We start from the raw sequence: 15,813 nt of genomic DNA, 5'->3' as shown, positions 1-15,813 counted from the left end.
ATCACAGTTTTTTCGATAGTCATGCACGCTTATCTCTGTTGCGAACAGCTGGAGATTCTCCCTTCGTCTTCAGTCGCAACGCATTGATAAGGAACAAACTATGTCATCCATCCTGCTCTTGACCTCCAGCCCGCGCGCTGATTCGCTCTCCACCCAGATCGCCACGGAGCTTGCCGACGCTCTGAAGACGCAGAACCCGGGCAAGACGATCGTCCATCGCAACCTGGCCACTTCGCCGCTGCCGCATATCGACGATCTCTTCACAGCCGCCATCCGCAAGCCAGCCGATGCACGCACGGCTGAAGAGGCCGAATCCGCAAAAGTTTCCGACCAGCTGGTCGACGAGTTGCTGGCCGCAGACACGCTCGTCATCGGCACCGGGCTGATCAACTTCAACATCTATTCATCGCTGAAGACGTGGATCGACAACATCGCCCGCGCCGGCCGTACGTTTACATATACCGAGACCGGCCCAGTTGGGCTTGCGACCGGCAAGAAGGCCTATATCGTTCTCGCCTCCGGTGGCGTCTATTCCGACGGCCCAGCAGCTCCGTTGAACCATGCCATTCCGTATCTGAAGTCTGTCCTCGGCTTCATCGGCATCAGCGACGTCGAGACGGTGTATGTCGAAGGTCTCGCCTTCGGTCCGGAAGCAGCCGAGAAGGCAATCGGCGCAGCCAAGGCCCGCACGATAGAACTGGCTCGCGCCGCCTAGTAAACGTTCAGTGCAGGTCTATGGAGCGGCCGGTCCCCACCGGCCGCTTTTTTTTGCGCCATCAGGAAACCTTGCCCTTGGACATTTCCGCGAGGATTTCCTTTACCGAGCCCAGAATCTCCTCTGACAGCGCTTGGTCGTCGACGATGCGGGCAAAGCCTACCGCTCCCGCCATCGCGCAGACAGCAAGGATCGCTTTTTTTCGCGCCGCATCGGCGTCAGCGTCAGTCATGCGGCCGGTCATGATCCTGATATTTTCGCCGATCTGGCGACTGGCAATATTGCGCGTCTTTGGGTCGCTTCTAGCGAGATCGCCTATCAGTCCGGTAAATGCGCAGCCGTCGCCCGGATAGTCGCGGTGCCCGATGCTGAGGTAGGAATCCATAAATTCCTCGAGCGAGACGTCCGCGGCCTCTATCCCCCTCGCCTCCATCTTCTTTGCCCACGAGGTGAAAGCGACCTGCATTGCTTCGGCGACCAGTTCGTCGCGAGAGGCGAAGTGCTTGTAGAAGCCGCCGACGGTCAGCCCCGCCTCCTTCATCAGGTCTGCAACGCCGACACCTTCCAATCCTTCTTCGCGCAGGCGCTTGGCAGCGATCTCGACGATACGCTCATGCGTGCGCTGTTTGTCCATCTGCGAGTGACCCATCGAAATTCTCCTGTCGACAACGCTTGACTCATGTAGATTATTATCATAATCCTCTTGGCGAACGATCATAATCCAGATCGCGCGTTTTTCCAATAGGAGCACGAACATGCGTTTGCAAAATAAAGTCGCCGTCATAACAGGTGGAAACAGCGGCATTGGCCTTGCCACCGCTCAGCTCTTCCTCAACGAGGGTGCCAAGGTGGTGATCACCGGCCGCAATGCCAAGACGCTCGCAGCCGCCGCCGAGCAGCTCGGCAAGGGCGTCCTGACGCTGCAGGTCGACGTCAATGACGTTGCCGCCATGGAAGAGGCCTTTGCCAAGGCCGCCGCGGAGTTCGGCAAGTTCGATATCGTCTTTGCCAATGCCGGCATCCCGGGCGAAACGGCGCTCGGAAAGACTACGCTCGAACAGTTCGAGGCCGTGGTTCGCACCAATTTCACTTCGGTGTTTTTCACCGTCCAGGCTGCCTTGCCGCACCTGAATGACAACGCCTCGGTCATCCTGAACGGGTCCGTGCATGCGGTCCTCGGCATACCTGGTTATTCGGCCTATGCCGGGACCAAGGGTGCCGTACGCTCCATGACCCGCAACCTTGCCTCCGAGCTTGCTCCTCGCGGTATCCGTGTCAACCAGGTGACCCCCGGCGGCACGCGCACGCCGATCTGGAACACCAGGGCGCTGACGCCAGATGCGGCGAGCGCGCTCGAAGCACAGATCGGCGGCATGAGCCCGCTTGGACGTATGAGCGAAGCCGACGAGATCGCCAAGGCTGCCCTCTATCTGGCATCGGATGACTCGCTGAATGTGACGGCTATCGAGATCACCGTCGACGGCGGTGCAACCAACGCTCCATCGGGCGCGAAGATATTCCGCGCCGTCTGATCGTAGTTGCTGTGCTTTCGGAGGCCGCCATTGGCGGCCTCTTTTGCATTCAGGCAGCCTGGACCCTACCATTCTGGCCCACGACGCAATTGCGACCACTCCTCTTCGCCTCATAGAGCCGGTCGTCGGCCACCGCCAGCAGGGCATTGAAACTTAGGGCATCGCTGCCGGTCGTCGCGACACCAACGCTTACCGTGATCGGATGGCCCTCGAGATTGCGGACAGTGTTGGCGACCTGCCAGCGCAGATGCTCGGCCAGCAGAAGACCCTCCGCGTGATTGGTGCGGGCGGAAAGAACAACGAATTCCTCGCCGCCGAAGCGAAAAAGCCTGTCGGTCGGACGGAGCATCGCAGTCAGTTGCCCGGCAACCGCTTTCAATACCTCGTCGCCGTGGAGATGGCCGAACCGGTCGTTGACGTCCTTGAAATTATCGGCATCGAAGAGAAGAATAGTCGCCACCTCGCCGCTCGCCATGCCGCCGCGAACCAGCTGAGGGCCTTCGATCTCCATGCGACTGCGATCCAGGACCCCGGTCAGGATATCGCGACCGCTACGCGACAGCAGGTCGTGATAACGTTCGCGGAAGGTCAGGTCGTTGAAGACGTCGCCGACGGATCGCTGCGCCAGAGTGGCGCCGTGACGGCGAATGGCGAACTGATAGAAGGCAAACAGCGCCGAATAAATGCAGACCGACAGCATCTTCGCCAGCCAGCCGCCCCAGAAGACAGGGAGCGGTACGCCCAGGAAATAGTGCAAGGCTGCAAAGAAACCGACCTGGTCGAACGTCAGGAGCACAAAGCCTGAAAACATGAACCGCAGCACGACCCAGCGCTGAATGAAGCGGCCGAGCTTTTCGTAGAGCAGTATGATGCCGAGCGAATCGAGATAGAGCAACGCGGTGCCCCAGACCATCAGCCAGCCCATCTCCTTGAGAAAGCCGACATCGGCACCGCGCCCGGGCGACACCTCGACGGTAACGTGGAATTGCAGGAACCATGCAATGCTGACCGTCAGTATGTTGCCGAGAAACAGGCCATAGATCGGTTGACGAACGGTCGCAGCATCCTCCTTGAGATACAACATCAGGATCATCATCAGCTTGCCAGCGAAGAAGACGGAGGAACCCGGCGAAACGATGCCGAAGGGCAGCGCGACATAGAACACTGCCGCGAGATAGGTCTCCATGAAATGCATGACGCCGAGTGCGGTCAGAAAAACCCCAAGGCCGATGCGCTGGCTGAAATGCAGAAGCGTCACCATGATCGCGAAATAGGCGACCGCTTCGACGACGAATAAAGCCAGATTGACCCTTTCCATCACATTGCCCGATCCTGTTCCAACGCTCATTCATATCGCGTCGGCTCTTTGAAAATTCACTCGAATATGCAGACCGCTCTCATGCTCGACGTCTGACGTGCCAGTCGTCAAGCGGTCGACTCTTCTGAAAATGCTCTACTTAACCGGAGAGACGTGATGGCTCCCAGGACCGATACGGACCTGATCATCGCGGCAACCGCTTAAAATTAAGTATAACTTTAAAATAAATTAGCGATCGCTGTCCTGGGCAAGGATCGCCAGCGGACAAACTTGCGCGACCAGCCGAATGCGGTGACGCCGGAATTTCAAGGTTGGCTTGGCTACACCTGGCGGCTTTTTTCGCCGTCGCCGAAAAGGGATGCCCCATGCTGGTCGATGATCTGCTGGGCCTTGCGGAAGGTGGTCTCTACCGCGTCGTCGACCGATGTGAAGACGTCGGCGCGGATGAAATTGCGCACCAAGGTTTCACCGTTCACCTGCTTTTCGATGCGGCCAGCCAGGCGAAACTGGTTGCCCTCGCGCTGAGGCGTCGCGAAGATCTTGCAGTCCGCATAAAGCTGCGGCTCGGTGGCAGCGACCACGGGAGCTTTTGCAGAGCCGGCGCTGGAGCCGCTACCGCTGAAGACGCCAAGAATTTTTGAGATGATCGAAGCCATGTTTCGCCTTTAGCATGCGCAGGATAGCTCGCAAAGATCAAATGATGAGGTTTGCCAGAATCTCGTTTTCGGTAATGTCCTCGTAACCGAGGCCGACGCGCTCGAAGTTCTCCGTCAACTGGCGGAAACTGTCGGGATTCTTGGTTTCGATACCGATCAGGATCGAACCGAAGTTGCGGGCGCTCTTCTTCAGGTATTCGAAGCGGGCGATGTCGTCGTCCGGGCCAAGAAGATTGAGGAAATCGCGCAAGGCGCCCGGGCGCTGGGCCAGCCGAAGGATGAAGTATTTCTTCAGCCCGGCATAGCGCATGGCCCGCTCCTTGACGTCGGGCAGCCGCTCGAAATCGAAATTGCCGCCTGACACGATGGCGACGATCGTCTTGCCCCTGACAGTTTCGCGGTCCATGGCCTCGATTGCGGTGATCGACAAGGCGCCCGCAGGCTCCAACACTACGCCCTCGACATTCAACATGTCTGCCATCGTCACGCAGATGGCATTTTCCGGCATCAGCATGACCTGCTCGGCGGAAAAACGCTTCAGCGCCGCAAAATTCAGATCGCCGATCCGCGCGACCGCCGCTCCATCGACGAAATTATCTACCTTCGACAGCGTCACCACCCTGCCCGCCTCCATGCTTCGGCGAAGGCTCGGCGCGCCGGCCGGCTCGGCAAAGACAAAGGCGGCATCTGGAAGCTCGCCCTCCAGATAGCCGGTAACGCCTGCCGCCAGGCCGCCGCCGCCGACGGGCAAGACGACGAGATCCGGTTGCACATCCTCAGGCAACTGCTGATGAATTTCGGCAGCGACCGTCGCCTGGCCCTCGATGATGTCGGGGTGATCGAAGGGAGGCACCATGACACCATCGATCTCCTCCACATAGTCGCGCGCCGCCTGATAGCATTGGTCGAAGAAATCGCCGAAAAGCCTGATGGTGATAAATTCGCCGCCGAAGGTGCGGGTCTTGTCGATCTTCTGCTGCGGTGTCGTCACCGGCATGAAGACGACGCCCGGCACGCCGAAGTGGCGGCAGACGAAAGCGAAGCCCTGCGCATGATTGCCGGCCGAAGCGCAGACGAATGTCTTTGATGTGCCGCCCGCGGCAATGACCTTGCGAAAGAAATTGAACGCGCCGCGAATCTTGTAGGAGCGCACCGGCGACAGATCCTCGCGCTTCAGCCAGATGTTGGCATCATAGCGTGCGGAAAGATGCTCGTTCAGCTGCAACGGGGTTACCGTGAACAGGCCCCGCATGGCCTCGGTCGCGCTATCCACATCTTGTTTCGTCATGGCCTCAAGACCCCGTTTTTTCCTCGGCCTTCGCTATGGCACAATCCCAACGCCCAAAGAAAGGCTGCAGCCGCTGTTTTTTGAACCCTTCCGGGCGATTTTGCTTGTCGTTGGCTGCAGTCTGGCCTCACTTGCCCGATCGGCAGCGCGTCGCATGAAGGACATCCCGCAATAAGCGAATTGACAGGAACTGTCGTACTATTCCCTATATGCTCAGCCATCATGATGATGGTTAGAAGCTCGCTATCGCCGAAAGATTCCGGCTCGGCGGGCTTCGCCTTTTCCGGGTGCCGTTAACCGTGGCAGCGAAATTTCGCTTCGCGTAGCCTATTGCCTGACGAGTTCACTTTTATTCAACGGCGCCGCCAGCTAACATGACGATATGATGACATCCGTTTTTCTAAGAACCGTTGCCTGGTGCGTTCTCGCCTATATTGTTTTCGTGACGATTTCCCCGATCGACCTCAGGCCGAATACGATCATTTCCGTCAATATCGATCGAGCCGGCGCCTATGCCGTGCTCGGCCTGCTGTTTGCATCGGCCTACCCCCGACACTGGAAGATCGTGGCTATCCTGCTCGCCATCGGCGCGGCGGGTTTCGAATTCCTGCAGGAATTCTCTCCCACCCGACACGCCCGCGTCGACGACGCCATCGTCAAGGCCCTTGGGGCGCTGGTCGGCGTAGCTATCGGCCGTCTCTATTACAGGACCCGCGCGCGCCTGATTGCCAACGCCTGATCGAATGGCTTCCATCACAAAAATTGCGCGATCCACGGCTTCCAAAATCGAACGGCTCAAGGTACTGAAATCGCTCGATGCGGACGTGGCGAAACTGGTAGACGCAAGGGACTTAAAATCCCTCGGCCTTGGCTGTACGGGTTCGACCCCCGTCGTCCGCACCAAATCTCTCAGTGCATGACAGTTTCGCCTTGCCCTTTGCTCATCTTGTCGTCGCACCTATGTCGATCCATCGACAAAAAAGCGCAGCCTTTTCAGACTGCGCTCTTCTTATGCGTTAAATCCGGATATCTGGGTCAGGCGAGCTTGGCTGCCAACTTGGCGACGTGCGCGCCCTGGTATCTTGCAGCTTCGAGTTCAATCTCGGATGGCTGGCGGGAGCCGTCGCCGTTGGTGATCGTCGAGGCGCCGTAGGGCGAGCCGCCCTTGACTTCTTCGGTGCCCATCTGGCCCTGGAAGGCGTAGGGAAGGCCGACGACTGCCATGCCATGGTGCAGGAAGGTCGGCAGGAAGCCGAGGATCGTCGTTTCCTGGCCGCCGTGCTGGGTCGCCGACGAAGTGAAGGCCGAGCCCAGCTTGCCAACGAGCTTGCCGCCGAACCAGAGGCCACCGGTCTGGTCCCAGAAATTGCGCATCTGGGAGGTGACCGTGCCGAAACGGGTGCCAGAGCCAACGATGATCGCGTCGTAGTCGGCCAGCTCGTCCGGCGTGGCGATCGGGGCGGCCTGGTCCGTCTTGTAATAGGAAGCCTTGGCGACTTCATCTGAAACCAATTCCGGGACGCGCTTGACGACGACCTCAGCGCCAGCCGACTTGGCGCCTTCTGCAACGGCATAAGCCATTGTCTCGATGTGACCGTAGGCGGAGTAGTAGAGAACCAGAACCTTAGCCATTGACGTCTCCCTGTTGTTGGACGTGTTCAATTTCGCGTTGATTTGTATCAGCGGTACGATGACGGCGCAGCCCCTCCAGCCGGGACGCACTGTTCACCCGATGTAGACGAAAATTCACTTGCGTATCGAAATTCGCTCCAACGACAATCCGCGAGGCGCTGTTTGCAAACGCTCGAAATGGCGCTACCTATCTATCAATATTAGTTAATTCACGGATATTTCCATGACCAATGAAACGATCGTTACCGCTGCCATGCTGGCCATCGGCGACGAGCTATTGTCAGGCCGTACGAAGGATAAGAATATCGGCCATCTCGCTGACCTGCTGCTGATGTCCGGCATCGATCTCAAGGAAGTTCGGATTGTCGCCGACGACGAAGACGCGATCGTTGCTGCGTTGAATGCCCTTCGCCCCGCATATGATTACGTCTTCACCTCCGGCGGCATTGGGCCGACGCATGACGACATTACCGCCGATGCCATTGCCAAGGCCTTCGGCGTTCCTTGTGAACACGACGCGCTTGCGATGCAGCTGATGGGCGAAATGTATCAACGCCGCGGCATGGAATTCACCGAGGCCCGGCAGCGCATGGCGCGCATGCCGGTCGGCGCCGCGCATATCGCCAACCCGGTTTCGACTGCACCTGGCTTCGTCATCGGCAACGTCTATGTGATGGCCGGGGTGCCGCAGGTATTCCAGGCGATGCTCGACAATGTGATCCCGACGCTGCGCGTCGGCACGCGCATGTTGTCGACCGCCATCGCGTGCCCGTTCGGCGAAGGCGACATCGGCACGCCGCTTGCTGCGATCCAAAAATCACACCCGGAAACCAGCATCGGCTCCTATCCGCGCTATGTCGGCCAATCCTTTTCGACCGAGATCGTCGTTCGAGCCCGGGCACAAGCGCCAATGGAGGCCGCGGCGGAAGAGGTGCGCGCCATGATCGAGGCGATCCGAATTGCGAAAACCAAGGAGAATCATTCGGCTGAGACGTGATATTGAACAGATAGTTTATCCGACGTCATAGCAGTCATTCGAAACATTGTTATCACGGGGAAGAGGCTGAATTTTCATCCGCATGGGAGATCGAATTATGTCCTACAAGACCATACTCGCCATCCTCGACACCTCTGAAAACGCGGGTGTCGCGATCGATTTTGCCTTTGCGCTGGCAGCAGAACACGGCGCGCATGTGATCGGCCTGCATGCCGAAATCATCTCGGCTGTGCCTCTAGTTGCGCCGATGGAAATTCCCGACCCGGTCGCGGTCCAGGCCTTGCAGGATATGGCGCGGGCCGAGGCTGCGGACATTGAGCAATTATTCCGTACGAAGGGCGAGAGTAACGGCGTTTCCTACGAATGGCGCAGCTTTGCGAGCTCCGTCGGTTACGCATCGCAACCGCTTCTCGACAGCGCTCGCAGCTCCGACCTGCTCGTGGCGGTCCAGCCAGACCCGGCGCGACCCTCCGACGCGCATGTCGACGTTGAAAGCTTCCTGTTCGAGAGTGGGCGCCCGGTCTTGATGGTGCCATATATCTTCAAGCAACCGAAACCGATCAGGCGCGTATTGATCGCCTGGAACGGCTCCAAGGAGGCGACGCGCGCCACCTTCGATTCGATGGCCTTTCTGAAGGCGGCCGACGCGGTCGAGATATTCTCCGTCGATCCAGTTGAAAGCGCTTGGCAATCGCCGTCGACGACAGGAGCGGAGATCGCCGCGACACTTGCCCGGCATGGTGTCAAGGTAACACTGTCCACCGCCGAGAGTGCGGACAAATCGCCATCGCAGGTCATCGAGAACCGGCTTTCCGACAGCAGCATCGATCTCCTCGTCATGGGCGCCTATACGCATTCCAGGCTCTGGCAGATGATTTTCGGCGGGACGACGAAGACGCTGCTGCGTTCGATGACGGCCCTGACGCTGCTGTCGCGCTGACAGCGAGGGTCGCTGTCAGCGGCTCTTGCCTTTTTGGCCCAAATCCAGCTAATAGCAGCGACCAATGACAGACATCCCGCCACGGGAAACCAATCGCGCAGTCTCAAGCTGCGCGAACTGCGTTTAGAGGCAGCTCCGCTGCCGGCAAGGGGGTCTGTTCAGGGTCGCCGGCGCGCCGGTGCATCGTCATCCCGTGCCTGGGCAAGACGACCTGTCTTCGGATAGTCGCCTTGCACCAGCTATTTGATTTGGCATGATCTATCCGAAAACCGCTTGGCACTTTCGGGATCATGCTCTAGCGGAGCCCTACGCCATGTCCCTCCCCGATAAAGCCTTCCCCGTTTCCTGGGATCAGTTTCACCGCGATGCCCGCGCGCTTGCCTGGCGCCTGGCGGGTCTCAAGCAGGATTTCCGGGCCATCGTCTGCATTACTCGTGGCGGGCTGGTGCCGGCCGCCATCATCTCGCGCGAGCTCAATATCCGCCTGATCGAGACCGTGTGCATCGCGTCGTACCACGACTACGTCAACCAGGGTGAGATGAACCTGCTGAAGGGGATCACGCCGGAGCTTTGCGAGAACGAAGGCCAGGGTATTCTCGTGCTCGACGACCTGACGGATACCGGCAAGACGGCCGCCGAGGTGCGCACCATGCTGCCGAAGGCGCATTTCGCCTGTGTCTACGCCAAGCCGAAGGGCGTGCCTGTCATCGACACCTTCGTAACGGAAGTCAGCCAGGATACCTGGATCTATTTCCCATGGGATATGGGTTTCACTTATCAGGAGCCGATCGCCAAGGGCCATGCCGGCTGATCTGCCAGCAGAGACATTCAGGCTGCGGGGCGCGACATTGCGCCCCGGTTGCTTTTGGCAAACATGGCGGGCGCTCGTTTGACACGAATCACGCGGGTCGCTGAGAGTTTTTGTGGTTCCGCCTGCAAGGCTTACGACATGGATTGGCGTGATGCTCCGATCTCCGCCACCAAATCGAAACGCTGACTTCCCTTGTCCAGCAGTGCCTGCAGGGCGAATCAGGTGCGATTTAGCGATTTCCGATGACCGGCGCGTGACCTTTTTGCAACGGTCACAATCTTGTCGCATTTCGGCGCCGGCCCGGGCAAAAGTGCCTCCAGTTGGGTACACCGAGCTTAAGCATTTCGCGCCAAGCGATTGACTCTTTGAGGCTTTCTGCGTTTCCCCGGTTTCCACAGGCATTGCCACAAGATATTGTGGTTACCGAAGTCTTTAAAACCAGCCCTTGACGGAATCGGGTGTTTCAAAGTTAATAGACCAACGTTGCGGCGGCGACCGAACCGGACAAGACTACGAGGCCGGTTCTTCCAGAAATCGGAGTGGAAATCGCGGGGATTTGCCCATGAAGGGCATTCGCCTTGGGAGGATTGTTGCGATTTAAAAATGCCTCCGAAAACGACAGATATGACTCGCATAAATGAGCTGTTAATACTATATTTAGTGTTTGCAGCCACCATCACCACAAGATACAGGATGAACATCTCCGGATGACATCTCCTGTCACGAAGCGGACGAACACTGGCTGCGCGATCAAACCCGCGAAGCCGGACGAGGATTTTTGCGCCTTGGTCACGGGGACAGGGCGCACCAACTATAGAGGTATCGGGACATGCGCATCGAACGTCGTTTTACGAAGGCCGGCCAGTCGCCCTATGCGGAGATCGAATTCCGCAAGGCCGTCAGCGAGATCAAGAATCCGGATGGATCGATCGTCTTCCGGCTTGAGAACATCGACGTTCCAGCGCAGTTTTCGCAGGTTGCCGCCGATATCCTGGCGCAGAAGTATTTCCGCAAGGCCGGCGTTCCCGCCAAGCTGAAGAAGGTTGAGGAAAACGACGTTCCTTCCTTCCTCTGGCGCTCCGTTCCCGATGAAGCCGCCCTCAAGGGCATGGCGAAGGAAGAACAGACAAGCTCGGAAATCGACGCACGCCAGGTCTTCGACCGCCTGGCCGGCACCTGGACCTACTGGGGCTGGAAGGGCGGCTATTTCACATCGGAAGAAGACGCCCTCGCCTTCCGCGACGAGCTTGCCTACATGCTCGCCACCCAGCGCGTCGCGCCGAACAGCCCGCAATGGTTCAATACCGGCATGCACTGGGCCTATGGCATCGACGGCCCCGGCCAAGGCCACTATTACGTCGACCCCTTCACCGGCAAGCTGACGAAGTCCAAGTCCGCCTACGAACACCCGCAGCCGCATGCCTGCTTCATCCAGTCGGTCGAGGACGACCTCGTCAACGAGGGCGGCATCATGGACCTCTGGGTTCGTGAAGCACGCCTGTTCAAATACGGCTCCGGCACCGGCTCCAACTTCTCCTATCTGCGCGGCGAAGGCGAAAAGCTCTCGGGCGGCGGGCGTTCGTCCGGCCTGATGAGTTTCCTCAAGATCGGCGACCGCGCTGCCGGCGCCATCAAGTCCGGCGGCACGACGCGCCGCGCCGCAAAGATGGTCGTGGTCGACATCGACCATCCCGATATCGAGGACTACATCAACTGGAAGGTCAAGGAAGAGCAGAAGGTCGCTGCCCTCGTTACCGGCTCGAAGGTCGTCTCGCGCCACCTCAAGGCGATCATGAAGGCCTGCGTCAACTGCGAAGGCGGTTCGACGGATGGGGACGATTGCTACGACCCGAACAAGAACCCTGCCCTGAAGCGCGAAATCCGCGCCGCAAAGAAGGACCAGGTTCCGGAAAACTATATCGGCCGCGTCATTCAGTTTGCTCGCCAGGGCTACAAGGACCTGCAGTTCAAGACCTACGACACGGACTGGGATTCGGAAGCATACCTGACTGTCTCCGGCCAGAACTCCAACAACTCGGTCTCGATCAAGGATGAGTTCCTGCGCGCCGTCGAGAACGACAGCGACTGGAATCTGACCGCCCGCAAGGACGGCCGCGTCATGAAGACGCTGAAGGCCCGCGACCTCTGGGAACAGATTTCCTATGCCGCATGGGCATCGGCCGATCCAGGCCTTCACTTCAACACGACGATGAACGACTGGCACACCAGCCCGGCAGAAGGCCCGATCCGCGCCTCTAACCCGTGCTCGGAATACATGTTCCTCGACGACACGGCCTGCAACCTTGCCTCGCTGAACCTTCTCCAGTTCAAGGATGCCACCACCAAGCGCATCGACATCGCCGACTACGAACATGCCGTGCGCCTCTGGACGGTCGTGCTTGAAATCTCCGTGATGATGGCGCAGTTCCCCTCCAAGCAGATCGCCGAGCGCTCCTACCAGTACCGCACGATCGGGCTTGGCTATGCCAATATCGGCGGCCTGCTGATGTCCACGGGCATTCCCTATGACAGCGACGATGCCCGCGCCATCGCCGGCTCGCTGACGGCGATCATGACCGGCATCTCCTACGCCACATCGGCCGAGATCGCCTCGGAACTCGGACCGTTCCCGATGTTCGCCCCGAACCGCGACGCCATGCTACGCGTCATCCGCAACCATCGCCGCGCCGCACATGGCGAGACGCAGGGCTATGAAGGGCTGTCGATCAACCCGGTCGCCCTCATCCACTCGGAAAATCCCGACCAGGATCTGGTCGCCCATGCCAAGTCCGCCTGGGACAAGGCGCTTTCGCTCGGCGAACAGCATGGCTTCCGCAATGCGCAGGCCACCGTCATCGCGCCGACCGGCACGATCGGCCTGGTCATGGATTGCGATACGACCGGCATCGAGCCTGACTTCGCGCTGGTGAAATTCAAGAAGCTCGCTGGCGGCGGCTACTTCAAGATCATCAACCGCGCAGTTCCAGAGGCGCTCCGCACGCTCGGCTACTCCGAAAGCCAGATCGCGGAGATGGAAGCCTATGCCGTCGGCCATGGCAACCTGAACCAGGCACCGGCGGTCAATCCCGGCTCGCTCCGCTCCAAGGGCTTTACCGACGAAAAGATCGAGGCGCTGAACGGCGCGCTGAAGCAGGCCTTCGACATCAAGTTCGTCTTCAACCAGTGGACGCTCGGCGCAGACTTCATGAAGACCGTGCTGAAGGTCTCCGACGAACAGCTCGGCGACATGAGCTTCAACCTGCTCGACCATCTCGGCTTCTCGAAGAAGGACATCGAGGCTGCGAATATCCATGTCTGCGGTGCGATGACGCTGGAAGGCGCGCCGTTCCTGAAGGACGAGCACCTGGCAGTCTTCGATTGCGCCAATGCCTGCGGCAAGATCGGCAAGCGCTTTCTCTCGGTCGAAAGCCATATCCGCATGATGGCGGCAGCACAGCCCTTCATTTCGGGTGCGATTTCGAAGACCATCAACATGCAGAACGAGGCGACCGTCGAGGACTGCAAGAACGCCTACCTGCTTTCCTGGAAGCTCGGCCTCAAGGCCAATGCGCTTTATCGCGACGGTTCCAAGCTCTCCCAGCCGCTGAACTCCTCCTTGATCGAGGATGACGGCGACGAGGATGCGCTGGAAGAGCTGCTCCAGGCTCCGATGGCGGCGCAGACGGTCACGATCACCGAGAAGATCATCGAACGCGTCATCGAGCGTGTCAGCCGCGAGCAGGAGAAGCTGCCGACCCGCCGCAAGGGCTATACCCAGAAAGCCAAGATCGGCGGTCACACGCTGTTCCTGCGTACAGGCGAATATGACGATGGCCGCCTCGGCGAAATCTTCCTCGACATGAACAAGGAAGGCTCGGCGCTGCGGGCGCTGATCAACAACTTCGCCATCTCTGTATCGCTCGGCCTGCAATATGGCGTGCCGCTCGAGGAATATGTCGATGCCTTTACCTTCACCAAGTTCGAGCCTGCGGGCATCGTCCAGGGCAACGATGCGATCAAGAACGCCACGTCGATCCTAGACTATGTGTTCCGCGAGCTTGCGATCTCCTATCTCGGCCGTCACGACCTTGCCCATGTGGACACGTCGGACTTCAACAATACCCTGCTCGGCCGCGGCGTTTCGGAAGGCAAGGCGGATATCGTTTCCAAGGGCCTGACGCGCGGCTACAAGCCGACGCTGGTCTCGGGCGGCGAGCCAAAGGGCGCTGCGACCGCAGCGCCTGCGAAGGCCCTGGGCGGCGCGGTCGTCACCTCCTTTGCGGGCAGTGCCGCGCGCAAACTGGAACCCGCCACCGTCATCTCTACCTCGGAAGTCCTCGCCTTCAAGCGGGACTACGAGGAGCGCGCCAAGGAATTGGTCGAGGAGATCGCTGAAGAGGTGATCGAGGAAATCGCCGTCGAAGAACGAGCCAACGCGCTGTTTTCCGACAAATCCGCAGCGGATGCCGCCTCTGCCAAAACCGAAGCGAAGAAGCTGGAATCCGAACGCCGCGCCCGCTCGATCATGCAGGGCTACACCGGCAACATGTGCGGCGAGTGCCAGAACTTCACAATGGTGCGCAACGGCACGTGCGAGAAGTGCGACACTTGCGGAGCTACGAGTGGCTGCAGCTGATCTGATCACGTCCAGGATGTCGTTGGCATGGCGCTCGGCTCCGAGGTCGTGACTCAGACGGTCGAAGGCCGCGAACGGTATGGCGTGGCAATCCGCTATCCCAGGGCCTTCAGGAGCGATCCGCAATCCATTGCCAAGGATGTACAGATATCGCTGCCAGGTGGCGGCACGGTTCCGCTTGGCGAGGTCGCGGACGTCAAGCTCAGCCGCGGTGCGACGACCATACGCACCGAAAACGGGCAGCTTGCCGTCTACATCTTCGTCGACATCGCCAATCGCGATCTTGGCGGCTATGTGGCGGAAGCCCAGCAGGCGGTCGCCAGGAGCGTCAAGATGCCAGCGGGCTACTCGGTCGCCTGGAGCGGTCAGTTCGAATATCTCGAACGCGCCAAGGCCCGGCTCGCCATCGTCGTGCCGCTCACCTTGGCGCTGATCTTCCTGCTGCTCTACCTCAACTTCAAGGCGTTGACCGAAACCCTGATCGTCATGCTGTCGCTACCCTTCGCATTGGTTGGCGGCATCTGGCTAATGTGGTGGCTAGGCTTCAACGCCTCGGTGGCGGTGGCGGTCGGCTTCATCGCGCTCGCGGGTGTCGCGGCGGAGACGGGGGTGATCATGCTGATCTACCTCGACCACGCCATGAAGGAGCAGCGGCAGCGCTGCGAGGCCGAGGGGCGGACGTTCACCCGTTCCGATCTCAACCGGGCGATCATGGTCGGGGCGGTCGAGCGGGTACGGCCGAAGATGATGACGGTGGTGGCCATCATGGCGGGTCTTGTTCCGATCCTGTGGCGAACGGGGACGGGATCGGAGATCATGCAACGCATTGCGGTGCCGATGATCGGCGGCATGGTGTCATCGACATTGCTGACGCTCGTGGTCATCCCAGCGGTCTACGGCTTGGCAAAGGGCTGGCGGCTGCCGTCGGCATCCCTGTCCGATCCATCCGCTGCCGAGAGCGACGAAAGGCTCGAGGCCGCCGAGTGAACCACACTGGCGAGAACAGGCGCGGCATCATGGACTGGACGACGCCTCGGTGATCGCCTGAAGAAACCTCGTCCATGACGTGGGTGATGCGCTCCGACGACGCGGGCGGGCCGCGTCCTCTCCAGGATGCGCACGCCGTCATGATCGGATGGCGCGGCGACCACCGCACGTCCAAGCCCTGGCCACAATGGATGGTGTCGCCGGTTGGCGGCCTTAGTGACTATGCATGTTCGCGAGGTGAGCTGCGGTGGGTTCGTCCAACTCGGGCTGCAATGTCACGTGACTGATGTTGAAATGCTCC

At 59.6% G+C, this 15,813-nt stretch carries 12 protein-coding genes, 1 tRNA gene and 1 pseudogene; 9 read left to right on the top strand and 5 right to left on the bottom strand.

All coding sequences use genetic code 11. The annotated features are described in order from the left end of the window. The first annotated feature begins 100 nt into the window (after positions 1-100). Positions 101-715: an FMN-dependent NADH-azoreductase gene (locus CPY51_RS20405; protein ID WP_111162079.1), complete on the top strand. Its 615-nt coding sequence runs from the start codon at positions 101-103 to the stop codon at positions 713-715. Between the two features lie 61 nt (positions 716-776). Here CPY51_RS20405 and CPY51_RS20400 read toward each other — a convergent pair whose 3' ends face one another. Then, positions 777-1,364, bottom strand: coding sequence for a TetR/AcrR family transcriptional regulator (locus CPY51_RS20400; RefSeq protein WP_111162078.1), 588 nt, complete (start codon positions 1,362-1,364; stop codon positions 777-779). Positions 1,365-1,470: 106 nt separating this feature from the next. Here CPY51_RS20400 and CPY51_RS20395 point away from each other — a divergent pair, with 106 nt between their 5' ends. Continuing rightward, complete coding sequence (locus CPY51_RS20395; protein ID WP_111162077.1) at positions 1,471-2,247, top strand: SDR family oxidoreductase; 777 nt, start codon at positions 1,471-1,473, stop codon at positions 2,245-2,247. Positions 2,248-2,296: 49 nt separating this feature from the next. Here the strand turns inward: CPY51_RS20395 and CPY51_RS20390 are convergent, their stop codons facing one another. From CPY51_RS20390 to ilvA, 3 genes are all read right to left on the bottom strand, one after another. Then, the gene (locus CPY51_RS20390; RefSeq protein WP_195909593.1) at positions 2,297-3,568 is read right to left on the bottom strand and encodes a GGDEF domain-containing protein; all 1,272 of its coding nucleotides are present in this window, start codon (positions 3,566-3,568) and stop codon (positions 2,297-2,299) included. 317 nt (positions 3,569-3,885) lie between these two features. Then, complete coding sequence (locus tag CPY51_RS20385) at positions 3,886-4,221, bottom strand: HlyU family transcriptional regulator (RefSeq protein ID WP_111162075.1); 336 nt, start codon at positions 4,219-4,221, stop codon at positions 3,886-3,888. Between the two features lie 37 nt (positions 4,222-4,258). After that, positions 4,259-5,509 carry a threonine ammonia-lyase gene (gene ilvA, locus CPY51_RS20380; protein WP_111162074.1) on the bottom strand — a complete coding sequence of 417 codons (1,251 nt, stop codon included), beginning with the start codon at positions 5,507-5,509 and terminating at the stop codon, positions 4,259-4,261. Between the two features lie 385 nt (positions 5,510-5,894). Here ilvA and CPY51_RS20375 point away from each other — a divergent pair, with 385 nt between their 5' ends. Together CPY51_RS20375 and CPY51_RS20370 are read left to right on the top strand one after the other, a co-directional pair. Beyond that, complete coding sequence (locus CPY51_RS20375) at positions 5,895-6,248, top strand: VanZ family protein (RefSeq protein WP_244598737.1); 354 nt, start codon at positions 5,895-5,897, stop codon at positions 6,246-6,248. 79 nt (positions 6,249-6,327) lie between these two features. Further along, positions 6,328-6,412: transfer RNA gene (locus CPY51_RS20370), tRNA-Leu, on the top strand. Positions 6,413-6,544: 132 nt separating this feature from the next. On the opposite strand, the gene wrbA is transcribed toward CPY51_RS20370, so the two are convergent. Beyond that, on the bottom strand, positions 6,545-7,141 hold the full coding sequence (wrbA, locus tag CPY51_RS20365) for an NAD(P)H:quinone oxidoreductase type IV (RefSeq protein ID WP_111162072.1): 597 nt from the start codon (positions 7,139-7,141) through the stop codon (positions 6,545-6,547). Positions 7,142-7,364: 223 nt separating this feature from the next. Here wrbA and CPY51_RS20360 point away from each other — a divergent pair, with 223 nt between their 5' ends. The 5 genes and pseudogenes from CPY51_RS20360 to CPY51_RS20340 form a co-directional block, all read left to right on the top strand. After that, a complete protein-coding gene (locus CPY51_RS20360; RefSeq protein WP_111162071.1) occupies positions 7,365-8,138 on the top strand; it encodes a competence/damage-inducible protein A in 774 nt (257 codons plus the stop codon). A 97-nt stretch (positions 8,139-8,235) separates the two neighbouring features. Continuing rightward, positions 8,236-9,078, top strand: coding sequence for a universal stress protein (locus CPY51_RS20355; RefSeq protein WP_111162070.1), 843 nt, complete (start codon positions 8,236-8,238; stop codon positions 9,076-9,078). A gap of 313 nt (positions 9,079-9,391) precedes the next feature. Further along, the gene (gene gpt, locus CPY51_RS20350) at positions 9,392-9,889 is read left to right on the top strand and encodes a xanthine phosphoribosyltransferase (protein WP_111162283.1); all 498 of its coding nucleotides are present in this window, start codon (positions 9,392-9,394) and stop codon (positions 9,887-9,889) included. An 829-nt stretch (positions 9,890-10,718) separates the two neighbouring features. Further along, entirely contained in the window at positions 10,719-14,525 is a 3,807-nt protein-coding gene (locus CPY51_RS20345; protein WP_111162069.1) for a vitamin B12-dependent ribonucleotide reductase, read from the top strand. A gap of 9 nt (positions 14,526-14,534) precedes the next feature. After that, positions 14,535-15,512, top strand: a pseudogene (locus CPY51_RS20340) (efflux RND transporter permease subunit); the annotation flags it as partial. Positions 15,513-15,813 lie beyond the last annotated feature (301 nt).

It is taken from the genome of Arminella tubonensis, assembly GCF_003240585.1.
Lineage (GTDB): Bacteria > Pseudomonadota > Alphaproteobacteria > Rhizobiales > Rhizobiaceae > Rhizobium > Rhizobium tubonense.
Note: the sequence above shows the minus strand (reverse complement) of the source record. Positions and strands in the feature narration are given on the sequence as shown.